Genomic DNA, 18,158 nt, shown 5'->3' on the forward strand with positions numbered 1-18,158 from the left:
ACATTTGCCCGGGTGGTGAAATTGGTAGACGCAGGGGACTCAAAATCCCCCGCCGCAAGGCGTGCCGGTTCGATTCCGGCCCCGGGCACCAAATTGAATAAGGCCAGCACTTTTCCAAGTGCTGGCCTTTTTTTGTTGACTACAGCGGGGTGCTTAGCTGTCCTGGCGCCGGATCAGCGTTCGGCCCTTGGGCGTGATGACAAACTCATTGCGCGTATCGCGTGCCACGTAACCGTATTCCAGCAGGCGCCCCGACAAATGCCGGTGCAAAGCCTCAGGAATGCTCAGGGCCTCGCCCATTTCCAGGCGCTTGAGGGCTTCGAGCTCATCGACCGTGGGGTCGTCGTGTACGGGGGTTTGTGTGTGCGGCATGTTTTCTCCTTGTAGATACCTGACCAATCAAAAGCGAGGCAGATCGCGCAGACCCGGGGCCTTTGCATCGTCTGGAAAGGCAATACTTTCTTCCCAGCCGCCGTGCAGGCTGTCTTGCACTTGCAAAGCCGCAGGCCCGCTGTGCACCAGTTTGCCACCAGACGCCTCGCACACCGCCACTATTTCATCGCCTTCGAGCAACCGGTCAATCACTGCCGCGAGCGGAACGGAGGCTGGCGGCAGGTCCCATCCACTGCCATCGCGGGCCAACAAGCCCATCAACACCTGATCGATACGCGGTGCGCCCGAAGGTTCAAAACGCACTGCCGTGATTCCGTACATTCGCTTCCTTCCCTTGGTCTTTGGAACCAGACGCAGCCTACGCGGCTCGCCCGAACGTCGGTGTAGGAAGAGCAGCCGACCGCGAGCTAATGCGTACGGCTACGCCTGCCCCTGCAGCCACTGCAGAAACGCACCGAGTGCCGGGGTGCTTGCCTGGGCTGGGGTCACGAGGTAGTAGCCACGCTCACCGCGCAGCGGCTGCGGGCATGCCACCACCAACTCACCGCGCGCCAATTCGGCTTCGATCAGCATGGCAGGCATGAGCGCCACCCCCAGGCCATGCGTGGCGGCGACGGCGAGCATGGAGAACAGCTCGTAGCGCGGGCCTTCCAGCGCGCGTGGTGCCGGCACGCCCATGGCTTCGAACCACTGGCGCCAGCCGTAGGGGCGCGTGCTTTGCTGAAGCAGCGGCAGTTCGGCCAGCACCTGCGGTGAGACGCCTTGGTGGGCGCGCCCACGGCCGCGCTGCTCAGCGGCTTCCAGCAGCCTGGGGCTGCAGACGGGCAGCACGTCCTCGTGCATCAGCCAATGCGCCTGCGTGCCCGGCCAGTGGGCGACCTGCTCGGGCGTGCCGGCATAGAGCGCGGCGTCAAAACCGGTATCGGCAAACAAAAAGGGGCGGGTGCGGGTGTCGATATGCACCACGATGTCGGGGTGCACGGCGGCAAATTCCGGCAAGCGTGGAATAAGCCAGCGGGTGGCAAAGGTCGGCACCGCCGCCAGCGTGAGCGCGCCGCCATGGCCCTGGTGCGCCATCACGTCGAGCGTGTCGCGCTCAAGCGCCTGCAGGCGCGGGCCGACCTGGCGGGCGTAGCTGCGGCCGGCGGGCGTCAAGGCCACGCCGTGGCGGGTGCGGCGAAACAGCGCCACGCCCAGAAAAGCCTCCAGGCCGAGAATCTGGCGCGACACGGCGCTTTGCGTGAGCGCAAGCTCGTCGGCAGCGCGGGTGTAGCTCTCGTGGCGCGCAGCGGCATCGAGACAGGCCAGTGCCTGGGTAGAGGGAAGGGTACGGCGCATGGGCGAGCAACGAGGGTTTGGCGGACCATATTCTGAGGCAAACAGGCCGCCTGTATGACACAACCGCATAACTGAGTTCCATATTCTCGCTTGCTGCGTATGGCACAAGGCTTCTACCATGGCGCACCATTCGCATTTAATGCGTTTTTTGCACATCAACCCATTCACCCAAAACCCACCGGAGACCACCATGGCCCACGCCACTTTTCATTGGGACGACCCCTTCTTGCTCGACCAGCAACTGAGCGACGACGAGCGCATGGTGCGCAATGCCGCTGCCGCCTACTGCCAGGACAAGCTGGCACCGCGCGTGCTCGAAGCCTTCCGCCACGAACGCATGGACACCGGCATCTTTCGCGAGATGGGCGAAGTCGGCCTGCTCGGCCCCACCATCCCCGAGCAGTACGGCGGCCCGGGGCTGAATTACGTGGCCTATGGCCTGATTGCACGTGAGATCGAGCGCATCGATTCAGGCTACCGCTCCATGGCCAGCGTGCAGAGTTCATTGGTGATGGTGCCAATATTTGAATTCGGCACCGAGGCGCAGCGCCAGAAATACCTGCCCAAACTGGCCAGCGGCGAATGGATCGGCTGCTTCGGCCTGACCGAGCCCGACCACGGCTCGGACCCTGGCAGCATGGCCAGCCGCGCGAAGAAGGTGGCGGGCGGCTATGAGCTTTCGGGCAGCAAGATGTGGATCACCAACAGCCCGGTGGCCGACGTGTTTGTCGTTTGGGCCAAGGAAGTGAGCGAGGCCGGCAGCGTCGGGCCGATTCGCGGCTTCATTCTCGACAAAGGCATGAAAGGCCTCTCAGCCCCCGCCATCCACGGCAAGGTGGGCTTGCGGGCCAGCGTGACGGGTGAGATCGTCATGGACAAGGTGTTTGTGCCTGACGACAACGCCTTCCCTGAGGTGCAGGGTTTGAAGGGCCCTTTCACCTGCCTTAATAGTGCGCGCTACGGCATCGCCTGGGGCGCATTGGGAGCGGCAGAGTTCTGCTGGCACACCTCGCGCCAGTACACGCTGGACCGCAAACAGTTCGGCCGGCCCCTTGCCGCCAACCAGCTGATCCAGAAAAAGCTCGCCGACATGCAGACCGAAATCGCCCTGGGCCTGCAAGGCTGCCTGCGCCTGGGGCGCATGAAGGACGAAGGCACGGCCGCCGTCGAAGCCACTTCGATCATCAAGCGCAACAGCTGCGGCAAGGCGCTCGACATTGCCCGCATGGCGCGCGACATGATGGGCGGCAACGGCATCAGCGACGAGTTCGGCGTGGCGCGGCATCTGGTGAACCTGGAAGTGGTCAACACCTACGAGGGCACGCACGATGTGCACGCGCTGATCCTGGGCCGCGCTATCACGGGCATTGCCGCCTTTGCGAATTAAAACTTTAAGAGAAATTGGCCTCTAGCGCTTACCCCATAAGCGCAGTAAGCTATCTTTTTAAAAGCATCATGAGCCCTACTTCCAACCCCGCAGGCGCCCTGGACGGCATCCGCGTGCTCGACCTCTCACGCGTGCTGGCCGGCCCCTGGTGCACGCAAATACTGGCGGACCTGGGCGCCGACGTGGTCAAGATCGAGCGGCCCGGCGCCGGGGACGACACGCGCCACTGGGGCCCGCCCTTTCTGAAGGACGCCGACGGCCACGACACCGACCAGGCCAGCTACTACACCGCCTGCAACCGCAACAAGCGCTCGGTCACGCTGGACATCGCGACGCCCGAGGGCCAGGCGCTGATCCGCCAGATGGCACTGCAGGCCGACGTGCTGGTGGAGAACTTCAAGGTGGGCGGGCTGGCGCAGTACGGCCTGGACCACGCCAGCCTGATGGCGCTGAACCCGCGCCTGATCTACTGCTCGGTCACCGGCTTCGGCCAGGATGGGCCCTATGCCGAGCGCGCCGGCTACGACCTGATGATCCAGGCCATGACCGGGATGATGAGCATCACCGGCCGCCCGGACAGCGAGAGTGGCGGCGGGCCACTGCGGGTCGGCGTGGCGCTGACGGACCTATTCACCGGCGTCTATGCCAGCAGCGCCATCCTGGCCGCCATCCACGTGCGCCACAGCACCGGGCAGGGGCAGCACATCGATATGGCCTTGCTCGACGTGGGCATGGCCATCCTTGCCAACCAGGCATCCGGCTTTTTGGCTACGGGCGTGGCCCCCATGCGCCAGGGCAACAGCCACCCCAGCCTGGCGCCCTATCAGGACTTCGCCACGCTGGACGGCGCCATGCTGCTGGCCATCGGCAACGACGGCCAATTCGCCCGTTTCTGCCAGGCCGCCGGCCACCCGGAATGGGCCAAAGACCCCCGCTTTGCCAGCAACACCTTGCGCGTGCGCCACCGCGGCGACCTGATCCCCGCGATGGAAGCGGTCACGCGCACCCGCAGCACCGCCGACTGGGTGGCGCTGCTGGAGGGCATTGCCGTTCCCTGCGGCCCCATCAACGACATCGCCCAGGCGTTTGCCGACCCCCAAGTGCAAGCGCGCGGCCTGGCCGTTGCGCTGCCCCGCTGGCCCAATGGCGATGCACCTGACGGCGTGGCAACGATCACCGGCGTGGCCAGCCCGCTGCGCCTCTCCGGCAACCCGCCGGTGCTGCGCAACGCACCGCCGGCGCTGGGCCAGCACACCGAGGAAGTGCTGCGGGAGCTGGGGCTGGATGCCGCACGCATTGCACAATTGCGCACCAGCGGGGTGATTTGAGCCATCATGTCGCGCTCTCCCCCAACGCCAGGACCACGCCATGCCTTCAAGCTTCAAAGTGGGTGACCACGTCACCTGGAATTCCGAAGCCGGGCATGTCAGCGGCCACATCACCAAGGTGCACACAAAGGACTTCAACTACAAAGGCCACACGCACCGCGCCAGCGAAGATGAGCCGCAGTACGAAATCAAGAGCGACAAGACAGACCACATCGCCGCGCACAAGGGCGCAGCGTTGAAGAAAATCGCGTAAATCCTGGCGCTCAGCGCGGGCGCTCAAACCCGCTTTGCGCCCACTGCAAGGCACTGTCTACCGTCAGCTTGAAGGTGGGCGGGACGGCTACCCGCGCCAGCTCCAAGCCCAAGGCGTCCTCCGCGCTCAGCGTGGCCGTGGCGCCCTCTTCGTCGGGCACGATCGCGAGCAGCACCCGGACACGCTCGCCCCCGAACGTGACCGTGACGTTCTTGTTCAGCTGCGCATGCAACTGTTGCTCGTGGCGGCGCAGCACTTCGCTGGCCGTCTTGACCAGCGTGTTGAAGGCATTCACATCCAGCGGCTTGGGGTTTTTCTTGTCGCGCCCCATGGTCCAGGGACCCACCAGCGCAGGTTCGTCTTCTCCCTGCAAGGTCATGGCCACGGCCCAGCCGTCGTCGTCTTCGTTCTTGATGACCCGCGCCGTCCAGCGCCCATCGCTCCACTGGCGGGCTTCCTGGATGGGGGGCGGTGTGTCGTGGGGGGTATCGGGCATAAGAAAAGAAAAGGCGCGCAGAACGGGGCAAAGGTGCAGAGCATACGCACCACCGCAGCGCCCACCCTGTCGCCGGGCGCCCGTGGCTCAGCTGGCCACGGTAAACCGCTGCTGCACGTGGCGGGGCGTTTCCAGTTCATCGGCGATGGCCACCGCAAGATCCGCCACGCTGATGCCACCGGGCTGGTCGCCGTTCATCAGGGGCGCGTCAACACCCAGACGGTACTGGCCCGTGCGCTCGCCCGGGGCCAGCAGGATGGGAGGCGAGAGAAACGTCCAGGCTAGGGTGCTCTCGCTGCGGATCAGGTTCAGCGCTTCGCGCGCCGCAAGCGCGCCCTGCTTGTACTCAGCCGGGAAATCCGGTGTGTCCACCAACTGCACACCAGGCGCCACAAACAGGCTGCCCGCACCGCCCACCACCAGCAGGCGGCGCACGCCCGACTGCCGGGTGCCCGCGTAAATGGCGCGCGTGCCCTTGAGAAACTCGTCATAAATGTCGGGGCGGCCCCAGCCCGGGTTGTAAGCGCTGACGACGGCATCGTGGCCCGCCACGGCCTTGGCGACCTGGGCGGTGTCTTGCGCATCGGCGGCCACCACGGAAAGGCCCTCGCGGGCGGAGAGCTTGGCGGGGTTGCGCGCCAGCACGGTCACGCGGTGGCCGCGTTGCAGCAACTCCGTGAGTACGGCCGTGCCGACAAAGCCGGTGGCACCAATCAAGGCGATGTTCATAGAGGTTCCTCATTCATCAAAAAGTGCTGATGCGTGAGAATAAGAGCTTGTCAAAGCCGGCGGTAGACGGCTAAAAACACCTTTTGTTTGAAGCTGAACTTCACAATCAACGCACCAACACCATGGATGACCTCAAACGCATGGCCGTTTTTGCGGCCGTGGTGCAGCACGGTTCGATGAGTGGCGCCGCCCGGGCACTGGGCATGAGCACGTCGGCCGTGAGCCAGCAAGTACGCAAGCTCGAGCACGATGGCGGCGTCACGCTGCTGCACCGCTCCACGCGCAAGCTGGCGCTGACCGACGCCGGCCAGCGCTACCACGCAGGCTGCGCAGCCATGTGGGCGGCGGCCGAGCAGGCACGGGCCGAGCTGGCAGCCTCGCGCGACGCACCCAGCGGCGAGCTGCGCCTGTCGGCCACGGTGGGTTTTGCGCGCCACGTGGCTCCCGCACTGGGCGCTCTGCTGGCAGCCCACCCAGCCCTGCGACTGCGGCTGCTGGTGGACGACGCGCCGATCGACCTCATCAACACCCGCATTGACCTGGCCGTGCGCTTTGGCCGCCTGCAGGACTCCACCTGGGCAGCCCGGCGTCTGGGCGGTATGCAGTGGTGGCTGTGCGCAGCACCCGCCTGGGTGGCCACGCACGGCCTGCCGCAGCACCCGGACGCGCTGCTCTCACAAAGCTGGCTGGGCTTTGCGCGCGAGGACAGAGGGCTGGTGATGGATCTGCACAGCCCCACAGGTGAACCACGGGCGCTGCGCGTGGAGCCACGCATTGCCAGCAACAACCAGTTGTCGATCCAGCAGATGTGCGAGGCCGGGCTGGGCCTGGCACTGATGGGCAGCATGGACGTGCAAGAGGCGCTGCAGGCCGGCCGGCTGGTGCGGCTGCTGCCCGATTGGTCGTTTGGCACGCTCGCCATCTGGGCCGTGACGCCCCAGCGCGACGCCCAACCGGCCAAGGTCCGCATGGCCATTGCCGCCCTGCACCGCTATTTCCAGCAACTGCCTGGTGCAGGTTATTTCTCAAAATCCTGCGCCGCCCGGTCAACCCGCCGTCAGAACGGAAAGCGCAGGCTAAAAGAAGTGCTGCCCGGCTGCGAGGCGACCGCTACATCGCCCCTGTGCGCACGCAGGATCGCCTGCGTGATGGCCAGGCCCAGCCCGGTTCCCTCGCCCGAGGCGTGCTGGCGCGACGGATCGGCCCGGTAAAAGCGCTCGAACAGCCGGGCCAGGTGCTGCGCGGGAATCATCTCACCGGTGTTCTCCACCGTGAGCGACAGCCGGCCTTCTTGCCGAACGATGGTCACGGCAACATGCCCCCCGGCTGGGGTATGGCGCAGCGCGTTGGACAGCAGGTTGTTCAGCGCCCTGCGCAGCATGAGCCGGTCGCCCTGCACCACGCCCGCGCCTTGCATTTCCAGCCGAATCGTTCTTTCGTCGGCCAGCGCCTCGTAGAAGTCAAACAGGTCATGCACCTCACGGGCCAAATCCACCGGCTCGCGGTGCACGATGGCCAGGCCGTTCTCGGCCTTGGCCAGAAACAACATGTCGGAAATCATCCGGGCCAGGCGCTCATGCTCCTCTGCATTCGACTCCAGGATGTCGCGGTAGCTGTCCGCGTCACGTGGCCGGCTCAATGCCACCTGGGTCTGCATCATCAGGTTGCTGATGGGGGTGCGCAACTCGTGCGCCAGATCCGAAGAAAAATCGGACAGCCGCCGAAAGGCATCCTCCAGGCGTTCGAGCATCTCGTTCAGCGTGGTGGCCAGGTCGGCCAGCTCGGCCGGTACGGCCTGGGTCGGCAGCCGCCGGTCCAGGCTTTGTGCCGTGACAGCAGCAGCCTGCTCGCGCATGGCGCGCAAAGGCGCCAGCCCGCGCCGCGCGGCCACCCAGCCGAGCAGCCCCATCAAGAGCATGGCCCCGGCAATGAAGCGCCAGAGCGTACGCCGGAAGCTGCGCATGAACCTGTCGTGGTGCGCGGTATCGACGGCAAGAATCAGTTCGATGGGCCCATCGCCAGCACCCGGCAGCACCCTGGCCAAGCCGTGGAAGCTGCGGCCCCCGGCGTTCCAGCGCAAAACCTCGGCGGCATCGCCCAACGGGGACGGGAATTGGACGCCAGGCGAAGCCAACCACAGGCGGCCCTGCGGCCCGCGCACCTGCATCACCAGCTCGCTGTGGCCCGCAAACGTCGCCGAAAGGCGCTCGGCCACCACCTCGCGCCGCAGGGGCTGCTCCATCGCCGCGATGACATGCGCGGCATGCTCGATCTTGCCCGCCACCTCTTCGCGGTCGAGGTCCTCGAAATGCGAGGCGATGGTGCTGGCCACCAGCCAACCCAGCGCCAGCAGCACCGCGCCCGAGCCCAGGGTGAACAGCAGCGTCAGGCGCACCGTCAGTGGAACGCGCAAGCGCATCAGGCAGGCACCTCCAGCACATAGCCCATGCCGCGCACGGTGCGGATCAGCTTGGGCTCAAAGGCGTCGTCCATCTTGGCGCGCAGGCGCCGCATGGCCACCTCGATCACGTTGGTGTCGCTGTCGAAATTCATGTCCCAGACCTGCGAGGCAATCAGCGAACGCGGCAGCACTTCGCCCTGCCGGCGCAGCAGCAATTCAAGCAGCGCGAATTCCTTGGCTGTCAAATCAATGCGGTGCCCGGCACGCTGGGCGCGTCGGCGCCGCAGGTCCAGCTCCAGATCGGCGATGCGCAGCACCGTGGCTTCGAGCCCGGCCTTGCCGCGCCGCAGCAGCGTACGCACCCGCGCCAGGAACTCGGAAAATGCAAACGGCTTGACGAGATAGTCGTCTGCGCCCAGCTCCAGTCCCTTGACGCGGTCCTCCACCTGGTCACGCGCCGTCAGAAACAACACCGGCAGCTCGCTGCCGCTGCGCCGCAGGGCTTCGAGCAGTTGCCAGCCGTTCAGGCCGGGCAGCATGACATCGAGGATCAAAAGGTCGTGATCGCCCGTGAGTGCCAGGTGCAGGCCATCGGTGCCGGTGCGCGCCAGATCGACCAGGAAGCCGGCTTCGGACAGTCCCTGGCGCAGGTAGTCCCCGGTTTTGGTCTCGTCTTCGACGATCAGCACTTTCATGCGCCAGATTGTGCCGGTCCGCGGCGGCAAGCGGCGCCACCTTACCAATTTGTAATGCGGCGGAAATCTGGCCGTGGGGGTCGCCCCGGCACCATCGCGTTCGCCTTGAAACCCGTGGCATCGCCGGCCCAGCGCCCGCTGATGCCACCAAGAACAACGAGCCAGGAACCCTTATGAAAACTGCGAGCGCCCTGGCCCTTGGCCTGGTGGCCGTCCTTGTCTCCCTACCGCTGGGCGCGCAGACCCTGGGCGATGCCTTGTCCAACGCGCTGGCCAGCCACCCTGCGGCCGTTGCCGGCGCGGCGCGTGCCGAAGCTGCCGATCTGCTCGTCGAAGCGGCAGACAGCCTGACACCGCGCCCGCCGTCCGCCTCGCTGGCCACGCTCAGCGACCGCCTGGGCTCCCACTACGGAAGGCAGGAATGGGAGCTGGAACTTGCCGCCCCGCTGTGGCTGCCGGGCCAGAAGGCCAGCCAGGCAGCACTTGCCGCAAGCGCCCGCGACGCGCTGCGCGCCAGCCAGCAACTGCTGCGCCTGCAACTGGCCGGCGAGCTGCGCGAAGCCTGGTGGGCGGTGGCGGCCGCGCGCAACGGCGAGCAACTGGCACAGCGCCGTGCGCACACCGCCGCCAGCCTGGAGGCGGACGTGCAGCGCCGCTTTCAGGCAGGTGAGCTCGCGCGCGTGGACGCCAACCTGGCACAGAGTGAAAACCTGGACGCCCAAGCCGCATTGGCCACGGCCCGCTCAGAGCGTCTGCAGGCCGAGCAGGTTTTCCACACCTTGAGCGGCATAGCCGCGCCCGCCGTGCTGGCGCCCGAACCAGCGCCGACAGTGGGCGTCGCCCCTGCGGCGATACATCCCCAACTCGCTGTCGACCGGGCCGCTGTGCAACTGGCGCGCGCCCGGTTGGTGGTAGCCGACGCGACACCGCGGGAAGCGCCCGAACTGGCGCTGCGCGTGCTGCGCGAGCGCAGTGCCCGCAGCGACCCGTATGCGAATGCGCTGGGCATCAAGCTCACCATCCCCTTTTCGCTGGGCCCGCGCGCCCGCCAGGAAAGTGCGGCCGCGCGCGCCGAACTTGTACAGGCCGAAGCCCAGGTGGCGCTGCAGGAGCGCAAGCTGACCCAGGAGACGGCCAAGGCCCACCGCGAGCGGGCGGTGGCCCAACAGCAACTGGGCATGGCCCGCGAGCGCCTGGCGCTCACGGCGGACAGCCTGGCGCTGGCCGAAAAGAGCTTTCACCTGGGTGAATCTGATCTCGTGGCCTTGCTGCGCGCCCGCGCCGTGGCGCAGGAAGCCGAGGCAAGCCTGCAGCGCGAGGAGATCGCGCTGGCCGCCTCGCAGTCCCGTTTGAACCAGTCCCTGGGAGTTCTTCCGTGAAGTTTTTGCGCATCTTTTGTGTCGCCGTGGCCCTGGCGGTCCCACCCCTCACAAGCCATGCCCATGGCGGTGAGGACCACGGCAACGCCCCGGCACCGGCCCCAGTGGCCTCGGCCGCCCCACGCGCCCAGGCACAGTCGGAAGACTTTGAACTGGTCGCCGAAGTGCAGGGGCAGGGACAAGCACTGGTGCTGTTTCTGGACCGATTTGACAGCAACGCACCTGTCGTCGGAGCCCAGGTGGAGGTAGACGGTGGTGGCCCGCCGACCATGGCTGCCGAGACGGCGCCAGGCGTCTACCGCGTGGCGGCTGGCCCCTGGACCCAGCCAGGTCGCCACGCGCTCACTGTGTCGGTGCAGGCCGGCGACACCGCAGACCTGCTCAGCGCCACGCTGGACGTTCCCGCTGCGGCGGCCGCCGCGCCCGCGGCACCCCTGGCCGTTGGCTCGCCCGCGACCACCAAGCGCAGCCTCTGGGCGCTTGCCGGAGCACTGGCACTGGCTGCGCTGGGCGGTTTCACCTGGCTGCGCCGCCGCACCTCCACCTCTTCCTGACGCAGGACATCCCATGAAGAACCCCCACCTCGCCCTCATGGCGGGCAGCGCACTGCTCGTGCTCACCGGCCACGCTGGGGCCCACGGCGACGAAGACCACAACCAGAGCACGCCGCCCGCCGCCATCGCCACCGTGACCACCGCCGCCGCGATGCCCGGAACATCTACCGCGCCCCAGCGCCTGGAGGATGGCAGCTTGTTCGTCCCCAAGGCGGTGCAGCGGCAACTGGGTCTGCGCACCCGCGTGGCGGTGGTGCAGGAGCTGGCGGTCACAGTGGAATTGGCCGGCAAGGTCGTGGCCGACGCACGTGCCGGGGGCCTGGTGCAGGCGGGCCAGGCCGGGCGCGTGGAGGCCACCAGTGCCGGCCTGCCGGTACTGGGCCAGGCCGTGCACAAAGGCGAACTGCTGGCGCAACTGCGGCCGGTGCTCAGCAGCATGGAGCGCGGCAGCAATCTGGCGCAGATCGCCGAGATCACGGCCCAACTCGCGATTGCCGAGCGCAAGGTGGCGCGCTACGCGCAACTCGAAGGCGCTGTGCCGCAGGCCACCATAGACGCGGCACGCCTGGAACGCGACGCCCTGCGCCAGCGCCGCAGCGCGCTGGGCAGCGGTCTGGACCAGGCCGAAGCCCTGCGCGCGCCCATTTCGGGCGTGGTGAGCGCCGCCCACGCCGTCGCCGGCCAGGTGGTGGACGCAAAAGACGTGCTGTTCGAGGTGGTTGACCCGGCGCGGCTGTCGGTCGAAGCCCTGGCCTATGACCCCCTGCCGGCCAGCGGTGTGGCCCGGGCCAGCGCCGCCGTGCCCGGCGGCGCACTCGATCTGGCCTACGTGGGCAGCGGGCAGCAACTGCGCGAGCAGGCCCAGGTGCTGCTGTTTCGCGTGCAGCCGGGTGGCCCGGCCGTGGCGGTGGGGCAGCCGCTGACGGTGCTCGCCACCACGGCAGGGCGCGTACACGGCGTGGCGGTTCCGCGCAGTGCGCTCGTCAAGACCGCCACCGGAGGGGCCGCCGTGTGGGTGCACACCGCGGCCGAGCGCTTCGTGCAACGCCCGGTGACAGCGCAGGCGCTGGGCGCCCTGGAGCTTGCCGTCACCCAGGGCCTGGCCCAAGGCGAGCGTGTGGTGACCGATGGGGCCGCGCTGCTGGCCCAGGTGCGCTGACATGTTCGCCTTTCTGATCCAGACCAGCCTGCGCCAGCGGCTGATCGTGCTCGGGGTCTCGCTGCTGCTGGTGGTCTACGGCGTGCTCACCGTGCGCCAAATGCCGGTGGACGTATTCCCCGACCTGAACAAGCCTACCGTGACGCTGATGATCGAAGCCGGCGGCATGGCCCCCGAAGAGGTCGAGCAGCTCGTCACCTTCCCCATCGAGTCGGGCATGAACGGCATGCCGGGCGTGACGCGGGTGCGCTCGGTCTCGGGCGTCGGCCTGTCCATCGTCTACGTCGAGTTTGAATGGGGCTCGGACATCTACAAGAACCGCCAGCAGATCGCCGAGCGCCTGAACCTGGTGCGCGAACAATTGCCACCTGGCGTGGTGGCGCAAATGGGGCCGATCTCGTCCATCATGGGCGAAATCCTGCTCATCGCCTTGCCCGCCGACCCCGCCAAGGTCAGCGCCATGCAGGTGCGCGAGTACGCCGACTGGGTGATGCGCCCGCGCCTGCTGACGATTCCGGGCATTGCCCAGGTCACGCCCATAGGCGGCGAGGTGCGCCAGTACCGGGTCGAAATAAAGCAAGCGCAGCTCCAGGCACTGGGCGTGGAGCGCGAAAAACTCGAAGCCGCGCTGCGCGACTTTGGTGCCAACACCAGCGGCGGTTTTCTGGAGTCCGAGGGACGCGAATACCTGATCCGCCAGATCGGCCGCACCAGCCGTCTGCGGGACCTGCAGAACGTGGTGGTCGCCGTCAAGAACGGCCAAGCCATCCTGCTGCACCAACTGGCCGATGTGAAGATAGCACCGGCCGCCAAGCGTGGTGACGGCGGCTACAACGGCAAGCCGGCGGTCATCCTGTCGGTACAGAAGCAGCCCGGCGCCGACAGCGTGACGCTGACGCGCGAGGTCGAGCAGGCGCTGGGCGAACTGAAAAAAAACCAGCCCGCTGGCATCGAGGCTCCGAAGTTCCTGTTCAAGCAGGCCGATTTCATCGAACACTCGGTGCGCAACGTCCAGGAAGCCCTGCGCGACGGCGCCATCCTGGTGGCGGTGGTGCTGTTCCTGTTCCTGCTCAACGTGCGCACCACGCTGATCTCGCTGACCGCGATTCCGGTGTCCCTGCTGGCGACGGCGCTGGTGTTCCACTACTTCGGCCTGTCCATCAACACCATGACGCTGGGCGGCCTGGCCATTGCCATTGGCGAGCTGGTGGACGACGCGGTGGTCGGGGTGGAAAACGTGCTGCGCCGGCTCAAGCTCAACAGCGCCCTGCCCCAGCCGCGCCCCGCAGCGGCGGTGATCGCCAGCGCCACGCTGGAAGTGCGCTCGGCCATCGTCTATGCCACCGCCATCATCGTGCTGGTGTTCGTCCCACTGTTCGTGCTCCCGGGCATCGAGGGGCGCTTGTTCACCCCGCTGGGCGTGGCCTACATCGTCTCGATCCTGGCGAGCATGGTGGTGTCCGTCACACTCACGCCAGTGATGGCGTACTACCTGCTGCCGCGCATGAAGCAGATGGGCCATGGCGACAGCGCCCTGGTGGCCCATCTCAAGCGCTGGGACGCACGGCTGCTGCACTGGTCTTTCGGCCACTCGGGCATGCTGCTGGCCGCGGCGCTGCTGGCCGTGGTGCTGGCGACCGCCACGGTGCCCTTCTTTCCGCGCGCCTTCCTGCCCGATTTCAACGAGGGCACGCTGACGGTGAACGTGGTGCTCAACCCCGGCACCTCGCTGGCCGAATCCAACCGCATCGGCGCGCTGGCCGAGGAGATCGTGGCCGGCGTCCCCGAAGTCACGCAGGTGGGCCGGCGCACCGGCCGCGCCGAACTCGACGAACACGCCGAGGGGGTGCACTACACCGAGATGGACGTGGATCTCAAGCCCTCGGCACGCAGCCGCAGCGCCATCATCCAGGACATCCGCACGCGCCTGGGCGTTCTGCCGGCGGCAAGCAACGTCGGCCAGCCCATCTCGCACCGGCTTGACCACCTGCTCTCGGGGGTGCGGGCGCAGATCGCGCTCAAGGTGTACGGCGACGACCTGGCCACCCTGCGCACGCTGGCGGCCGAGCTGCGCACGCGCCTGGCCAGCGTGCCGGGCCTGACCGATCTGCAGATCGAGAAGCAGGTGCTGATCCCTGAGATCAAGATCCATGTGGATTACGACCAGGCCGCGCGCTACGGCGTGGCGCCGGGCACGCTCCTGCGCTCACTCCAGCAAATGGTCGAAGGCGAACGCATCACGCAGATCGTCGAAGGCAACCGGCGTTTCGACCTGGTGGTGCGCCTGCCCGAAAGCGGTCGGGGCCTGATGGCGTTGCAAAACCTGCTCATCGAAACCCCCATGGGCGCTGTGCCGCTCGCCAAGCTCGCGACGATGGAGGACGGCGACGGCCCCAACCAGGTCAGCCGCGAGAACGCGCGCCGCCGCATCGTGCTCTCGGCCAACACCGACGGCAGCGACATGGCGCGCGTGGTCGCCGGCATTCGCGCGGAAATCGCCGCCAAGGTGCTTCCCGAAGGCTATTCGGTAGCACTTGAAGGCCAGTTCCAAGCGCAGGAGCAGGCCTCACGGCTGATTGCCCTGCTGGCACTGCTGTCGCTGACTATGGTCTTCCTGGTGCTGTACAGCCGGTACCGTTCGACGGCGCTCACCCTCATCATCATGGGCAACATTCCGCTGGCACTGGTTGGCAGCGTGATCGCGCTGTGGATTTCCGGCCAGCCGCTGTCGGTGGCGGCGCTGGTGGGCTTCATCACGCTCACCGGCATTGCCACGCGCAACGGCATTCTCAAGATCAGCCACTACATCAACCTGTGTGCCTTCGAAGGCGAACACTTTGGCCGGGCGCTCATCGTGCGCGGCTCGCTTGAGCGCCTGACGCCGGTGCTGATGACCGCGCTGGTGGCCGCGTTCGCGCTGGTGCCGCTCCTGGTCTCGGCCGACGCGCCCGGCAAGGAGGTGCTGCACCCAGTGGCCGTCGTGATCTTCGGCGGCCTGGTCAGCTCCACGCTGCTCGACACCTTCCTCACGCCGCTGATGTTCTGGCGCTGGGGCCAAAAACCCCTGGCACGTCTGCTCGCCGCGCGCAACACCGATGGCCCGCAAGAGAGTTTCTGATTCTTCGACCCCCGCCTTCTACAAGGAGCAACCCATGAAAAAGATCTTCTGGTTCCCCACCCTGGCCATGGCCAGTCTGCTTGCCGCCGGCGGCGCCCTGGCGCACGACGACGCCTACCTCGACACCCAGCAGGCCCCCCATGGCGGCCAACTGCGCATGGCGGGCATGTACCACTTTGAACTGGTGCTGGACCATGGCAGCCCCGAAGCCAAGGACAAGCCGGTGCTGGTTTACCTGACCGACCATGCGGGCCAGAAGATCAGCACGGCGGGCGCCACCGGCACCGCCACGCTGCTCTCGGGCAAGACCCGCGCCACCGTAGCGCTCACACCCGACGGGGACAACCGCCTGAAGGGCGCCGGCACCTACGCCTCCACCCCCGGGCTCAAGGCCGTGGTGTCGGTCACATTGGCCGGCAAGGCGCCCGAGCAGGCGCGCTTCACGCCGCTGGCCGGCGCCGCGAAGTAGACAAGGGCCTTCCGCAGGCTGAAAATATGATTGAAAATAGCCTCTAGCGCAATGTCAACCTACGGTTGCAGCTATTTTTTCAATAGCAAATGGAGAACTGCATGGCAGAACATGGGGCCGACATCCTGTGGGAACGGGGCGAACAGGACTTTTTGGGCCAGCGCTACAGCCGCCGGCACCACATCCGTTTCGATGGGGGTGCCGAGATCGCCGGCTCGTCGTCCCCCCATGTAGTGCCGCTGCCCTGGTCCGACGCATCGGCGGTAGACCCTGAGGAAGCCTTTGTGGCGTCTCTGTCGAGTTGCCACATGCTGTGGTTCCTCTCGATCGCCGCCCAGCACGGCTTCTGCGTGGACCGCTATGCCGACGCTGCCCGCGGCGTCATGCAGAAGAACGCCGAGGGCAGAATGGCCATGACCGTCGTCACGCTGCGCCCCGAGGTCAGGTTTTCCGGCGCTACCCTACCCACGCGCGACCAAATCGACACCCTGCACCACAAGGCCCACGAAGCCTGCTTCATTGCCAACTCGGTCAAGACCGAGGTGCGCTGTGAACCGGTCTACCAGCCGGCGCCGTAACCATGCTTACGGAATAAGTAGGCAAAATCAGCATCCAGCGCTTACTCCATATGGTTTCAGCGCTATCAAATCACCATAGAAACCGTCTGCAGCGCCACCGTGGTCACGTGCGTGGGCTCCGGCACACGCGGGTATTGCCTGAGAATCTCCCGCGCCGTGCTCGGCTGGCGCCCCTAGAATTTGCCTATTCGCGTCCATAGCGCGCAAAGGACCTCTTCCATGAAAACAGCCCAGCAAGAAATCGACGAGCGGACCAACCTCACCGGCAGCAACAAATTCGAGCTGTTGCTGTTTCGCCTGGGCACCGACAGTGCGCTGGGCCAGTCGGAGCTCTTTGGTATCAACGTCTTCAAGATCCGCGAAATCGTCGCCATGCCGGTCATCACGCCCATCGTGGGGGGTTCACCGCATTCGCTGGGGGTGGTCAACCTGCGTGGGCAAGTGATTCCGGTGCTCGATCTGCCTTCCATCGTCGGCTGCACACCGAAAACGGGCCTGAACATCATGCTGGTGACCGAATTTGCGCGCACCACCCAGGCCTTTGCGGTGGAGTCGGTGGAAGACATTGCCCGTCTCGACTGGAACCAGGTGATGTCGGCCGAGTCGAGCGGCGCGGCCGGAAAACTCGTCACCAGCATTGCGCGGCTGGACGGCAACACCGACAACACGCGCCTGGCGCAGGTGCTCGACGTCGAAGCCATCCTGCAAATGGTCTCGCCATCCGACGAGCACCAGGTGGACCCACAGAAGGTAGGCGCCAAACTGTTGCTCAGGCCTGGCACCATCGTGCTGGCAGCCGACGACTCCTTCGTCGCGCGCTCGCTCATCGAGCAGGAGCTCACGGTGCTGCAGGCGCCCTACGAGATGACCAAATCTGGCAAGGAGGCCTGGGACCGGCTCAATATGCTGGCGGATGCCGCCGAGGCCGAAGGCAAAACAGTGCTCGACAAGGTCGCCCTGGTGCTCACCGACCTGGAAATGCCGGAAATGGATGGGTTCACCCTCACACGCAACATCAAGCAGAGCGCGCGTCTGAGCGGCCTGCCCGTGATCATCCACTCTTCGCTCTCCGGTTCAGCCAATGAGGACCATGTGCGCAGCGTGGGCGCCGATGGCTACGTGGCCAAGTTCGTCGCCGAAGACCTTGCCAATGCGCTGCGTAAGGTCCTTCTTTCCTGATCGAACGCTCAAGCAGCAATGCGCAGACATGCTGCAACATCTGGCAAGCGCAGGCAAAGACTGTGCAATGTAGGTTTTGGCCGTCAACCACAGGCCTCGCAACGGCGTATAAGCAGGGATGAGTCCCGCCGCACAGCGTTTGTGCCGTGGAATCCACTACCCATGGGCAGCCTCGCTACCGGAGCACCGATATGACGTCAAACCACGTTTCCAAACTTGCCGCAACTGCCGTGCTGCTGGCAGCCGCCACCGGCTGCGCCGTACCAGGCGACCCGTATTACTCGGGTGGGTACCCGCCCACCCCGGTGTACGGGGCAACCACCGTCTATGAATCAGGCGCCTACCCGGCGTATCCCGCTTATGCGGGCCACGATCGCGAAGACCGCTGGGAAGATATGCGCAACGATCGCGAGCGGCGTGCCTGGCGCGAGCGCCAGGCAGAGCGCGAACGCGTACAGCGGGCGCGCGACGAACAGGCACGGCGCGACCTTGAACGCCAACATGACCAACGCGACCAATGGGCGCGGCAACAACGCGAGCGCGACCTTGCGCAACGCCAGCGCGAACAGCGTTCCCGCGCCACTCGCAACGACCGCAACTCCGACGGCAGCCCGCGCACCGACTACGACCGCTACAACCCATCGACAGGGGCCTGGATGCCGCGTTCGGAAGACATGCCCTGAACACACGTTCCAGCCAGGC

18 protein-coding genes, 1 tRNA gene and 1 pseudogene are annotated in these 18,158 nt (G+C 66.5%); 13 read left to right on the forward strand and 7 right to left on the reverse strand.

Annotation, left to right across the window (positions count from 1 at the left end; all coding sequences use genetic code 11):
- Nucleotides 1-6: 6 nt before the first annotated feature.
- Nucleotides 7-91 (forward strand) — tRNA-Leu (locus AC07ZH_RS12125).
- 62 nt (nucleotides 92-153) lie between these two features.
- On the opposite strand, the gene AC07ZH_RS12130 is transcribed toward AC07ZH_RS12125, so the two are convergent.
- The 3 genes from AC07ZH_RS12130 to AC07ZH_RS12140 form a co-directional block, all read right to left on the reverse strand.
- On the reverse strand, nucleotides 154-372 hold the full coding sequence (locus AC07ZH_RS12130) for a hypothetical protein (RefSeq protein WP_119108727.1): 219 nt from the start codon (nucleotides 370-372) through the stop codon (nucleotides 154-156).
- 27 nt (nucleotides 373-399) lie between these two features.
- Nucleotides 400-714 (reverse strand): hypothetical protein, encoded by a 315-nt coding sequence (locus AC07ZH_RS12135; protein ID WP_495199952.1) that lies wholly within the window; start codon nucleotides 712-714, stop codon nucleotides 400-402.
- 99 nt (nucleotides 715-813) lie between these two features.
- A complete protein-coding gene (locus tag AC07ZH_RS12140) occupies nucleotides 814-1,731 on the reverse strand; it encodes a LysR substrate-binding domain-containing protein (protein ID WP_495199953.1) in 918 nt (305 codons plus the stop codon).
- Nucleotides 1,732-1,921: 190 nt separating this feature from the next.
- Here AC07ZH_RS12140 and AC07ZH_RS12145 point away from each other — a divergent pair, with 190 nt between their 5' ends.
- The 3 genes from AC07ZH_RS12145 to AC07ZH_RS12155 all read left to right on the forward strand — a co-directional run bounded on the left by AC07ZH_RS12145 (nucleotide 1,922) and on the right by AC07ZH_RS12155 (nucleotide 4,699).
- Nucleotides 1,922-3,118 (forward strand): acyl-CoA dehydrogenase, encoded by a 1,197-nt coding sequence (locus AC07ZH_RS12145; RefSeq protein WP_495199954.1) that lies wholly within the window; start codon nucleotides 1,922-1,924, stop codon nucleotides 3,116-3,118.
- Nucleotides 3,119-3,186: 68 nt separating this feature from the next.
- Nucleotides 3,187-4,446, forward strand: coding sequence for a CaiB/BaiF CoA transferase family protein (locus AC07ZH_RS12150; protein ID WP_495199955.1), 1,260 nt, complete (start codon nucleotides 3,187-3,189; stop codon nucleotides 4,444-4,446).
- A gap of 40 nt (nucleotides 4,447-4,486) precedes the next feature.
- Nucleotides 4,487-4,699 (forward strand): hypervirulence associated TUDOR domain-containing protein, encoded by a 213-nt coding sequence (locus tag AC07ZH_RS12155; RefSeq protein WP_495199956.1) that lies wholly within the window; start codon nucleotides 4,487-4,489, stop codon nucleotides 4,697-4,699.
- A gap of 10 nt (nucleotides 4,700-4,709) precedes the next feature.
- Here the strand turns inward: AC07ZH_RS12155 and AC07ZH_RS12160 are convergent, their stop codons facing one another.
- Complete coding sequence (locus tag AC07ZH_RS12160) at nucleotides 4,710-5,195, reverse strand: hypothetical protein (protein ID WP_495199957.1); 486 nt, start codon at nucleotides 5,193-5,195, stop codon at nucleotides 4,710-4,712.
- Nucleotides 5,196-5,282: 87 nt separating this feature from the next.
- Nucleotides 5,283-5,924 carry an NAD(P)-dependent oxidoreductase gene (locus AC07ZH_RS12165; protein WP_495199958.1) on the reverse strand — a complete coding sequence of 214 codons (642 nt, stop codon included), beginning with the start codon at nucleotides 5,922-5,924 and terminating at the stop codon, nucleotides 5,283-5,285.
- 122 nt (nucleotides 5,925-6,046) lie between these two features.
- On the opposite strand from AC07ZH_RS12165, the pseudogene AC07ZH_RS12170 reads away from it, so the two are divergent.
- Nucleotides 6,047-6,937, forward strand: a pseudogene (locus AC07ZH_RS12170) (LysR family transcriptional regulator); the annotation flags it as partial.
- Nucleotides 6,938-6,981: 44 nt separating this feature from the next.
- On the opposite strand, the gene AC07ZH_RS12175 reads toward AC07ZH_RS12170, so the two are convergent.
- Together AC07ZH_RS12175 and AC07ZH_RS12180 are read right to left on the reverse strand one after the other, a co-directional pair.
- Nucleotides 6,982-8,343 (reverse strand): heavy metal sensor histidine kinase, encoded by a 1,362-nt coding sequence (locus AC07ZH_RS12175; RefSeq protein ID WP_495199959.1) that lies wholly within the window; start codon nucleotides 8,341-8,343, stop codon nucleotides 6,982-6,984.
- A complete protein-coding gene (locus tag AC07ZH_RS12180) occupies nucleotides 8,343-9,020 on the reverse strand; it encodes a heavy metal response regulator transcription factor (protein ID WP_495199960.1) in 678 nt (225 codons plus the stop codon). Before AC07ZH_RS12180 ends, AC07ZH_RS12175 begins: the two co-directional genes overlap by 1 nt.
- A gap of 173 nt (nucleotides 9,021-9,193) precedes the next feature.
- On the opposite strand from AC07ZH_RS12180, the gene AC07ZH_RS12185 reads away from it, so the two are divergent.
- The 8 genes from AC07ZH_RS12185 to AC07ZH_RS12220 all read left to right on the forward strand — a co-directional run bounded on the left by AC07ZH_RS12185 (nucleotide 9,194) and on the right by AC07ZH_RS12220 (nucleotide 18,139).
- Nucleotides 9,194-10,399, forward strand: a complete 1,206-nt coding sequence (locus AC07ZH_RS12185) for a TolC family protein (protein WP_495199961.1) — start codon at nucleotides 9,194-9,196, stop codon at nucleotides 10,397-10,399.
- Nucleotides 10,396-10,953 carry a hypothetical protein gene (locus AC07ZH_RS12190; RefSeq protein ID WP_119108737.1) on the forward strand — a complete coding sequence of 186 codons (558 nt, stop codon included), beginning with the start codon at nucleotides 10,396-10,398 and terminating at the stop codon, nucleotides 10,951-10,953. Before AC07ZH_RS12185 ends, AC07ZH_RS12190 begins: the two co-directional genes overlap by 4 nt.
- Nucleotides 10,954-10,966: 13 nt before the next feature.
- The gene (locus AC07ZH_RS12195; RefSeq protein ID WP_495199962.1) at nucleotides 10,967-12,112 is read left to right on the forward strand and encodes an efflux RND transporter periplasmic adaptor subunit; all 1,146 of its coding nucleotides are present in this window, start codon (nucleotides 10,967-10,969) and stop codon (nucleotides 12,110-12,112) included.
- 1 nt (nucleotide 12,113) lies between these two features.
- The gene (locus AC07ZH_RS12200) at nucleotides 12,114-15,230 is read left to right on the forward strand and encodes an efflux RND transporter permease subunit (RefSeq protein ID WP_495199963.1); all 3,117 of its coding nucleotides are present in this window, start codon (nucleotides 12,114-12,116) and stop codon (nucleotides 15,228-15,230) included.
- Between the two features lie 34 nt (nucleotides 15,231-15,264).
- Nucleotides 15,265-15,699 carry a hypothetical protein gene (locus AC07ZH_RS12205; protein WP_495199964.1) on the forward strand — a complete coding sequence of 145 codons (435 nt, stop codon included), beginning with the start codon at nucleotides 15,265-15,267 and terminating at the stop codon, nucleotides 15,697-15,699.
- Between the two features lie 101 nt (nucleotides 15,700-15,800).
- Nucleotides 15,801-16,277: an OsmC family protein gene (locus AC07ZH_RS12210; protein WP_495199965.1), complete on the forward strand. Its 477-nt coding sequence runs from the start codon at nucleotides 15,801-15,803 to the stop codon at nucleotides 16,275-16,277.
- 219 nt (nucleotides 16,278-16,496) lie between these two features.
- On the forward strand, nucleotides 16,497-17,456 hold the full coding sequence (locus AC07ZH_RS12215) for a chemotaxis protein (protein ID WP_119108741.1): 960 nt from the start codon (nucleotides 16,497-16,499) through the stop codon (nucleotides 17,454-17,456).
- A gap of 191 nt (nucleotides 17,457-17,647) precedes the next feature.
- Nucleotides 17,648-18,139, forward strand: a complete 492-nt coding sequence (locus AC07ZH_RS12220) for a hypothetical protein (RefSeq protein ID WP_495199966.1) — start codon at nucleotides 17,648-17,650, stop codon at nucleotides 18,137-18,139.
- Nucleotides 18,140-18,158: the final 19 nt, after the last annotated feature.

This window comes from Simplicispira sp. GW247-4R2A (genome assembly GCF_059424465.1).

Coding starts and splice junctions, on each gene's coding strand:
- AC07ZH_RS12160 (WP_495199957.1), bottom strand. CDS start 5,195: ATGCCCGATACCCCCCACGACACACCGCCCCCCATCCAGGAAGCCCGC.
- AC07ZH_RS12210 (WP_495199965.1), top strand. CDS start 15,801: ATGGCAGAACATGGGGCCGACATCCTGTGGGAACGGGGCGAACAGGAC.
- AC07ZH_RS12150 (WP_495199955.1), top strand. CDS start 3,187: ATGAGCCCTACTTCCAACCCCGCAGGCGCCCTGGACGGCATCCGCGTG.
- AC07ZH_RS12180 (WP_495199960.1), bottom strand. CDS start 9,020: ATGAAAGTGCTGATCGTCGAAGACGAGACCAAAACCGGGGACTACCTG.
- AC07ZH_RS12145 (WP_495199954.1), top strand. CDS start 1,922: ATGGCCCACGCCACTTTTCATTGGGACGACCCCTTCTTGCTCGACCAG.
- AC07ZH_RS12205 (WP_495199964.1), top strand. CDS start 15,265: ATGAAAAAGATCTTCTGGTTCCCCACCCTGGCCATGGCCAGTCTGCTT.
- AC07ZH_RS12215 (WP_119108741.1), top strand. CDS start 16,497: ATGAAAACAGCCCAGCAAGAAATCGACGAGCGGACCAACCTCACCGGC.
- AC07ZH_RS12175 (WP_495199959.1), bottom strand. CDS start 8,343: ATGCGCTTGCGCGTTCCACTGACGGTGCGCCTGACGCTGCTGTTCACC.
- AC07ZH_RS12130 (WP_119108727.1), bottom strand. CDS start 372: ATGCCGCACACACAAACCCCCGTACACGACGACCCCACGGTCGATGAG.
- AC07ZH_RS12165 (WP_495199958.1), bottom strand. CDS start 5,924: ATGAACATCGCCTTGATTGGTGCCACCGGCTTTGTCGGCACGGCCGTA.
- AC07ZH_RS12140 (WP_495199953.1), bottom strand. CDS start 1,731: ATGCGCCGTACCCTTCCCTCTACCCAGGCACTGGCCTGTCTCGATGCC.
- AC07ZH_RS12200 (WP_495199963.1), top strand. CDS start 12,114: ATGTTCGCCTTTCTGATCCAGACCAGCCTGCGCCAGCGGCTGATCGTG.
- AC07ZH_RS12220 (WP_495199966.1), top strand. CDS start 17,648: ATGACGTCAAACCACGTTTCCAAACTTGCCGCAACTGCCGTGCTGCTG.
- AC07ZH_RS12195 (WP_495199962.1), top strand. CDS start 10,967: ATGAAGAACCCCCACCTCGCCCTCATGGCGGGCAGCGCACTGCTCGTG.
- AC07ZH_RS12155 (WP_495199956.1), top strand. CDS start 4,487: ATGCCTTCAAGCTTCAAAGTGGGTGACCACGTCACCTGGAATTCCGAA.
- AC07ZH_RS12135 (WP_495199952.1), bottom strand. CDS start 714: ATGTACGGAATCACGGCAGTGCGTTTTGAACCTTCGGGCGCACCGCGT.
- AC07ZH_RS12185 (WP_495199961.1), top strand. CDS start 9,194: ATGAAAACTGCGAGCGCCCTGGCCCTTGGCCTGGTGGCCGTCCTTGTC.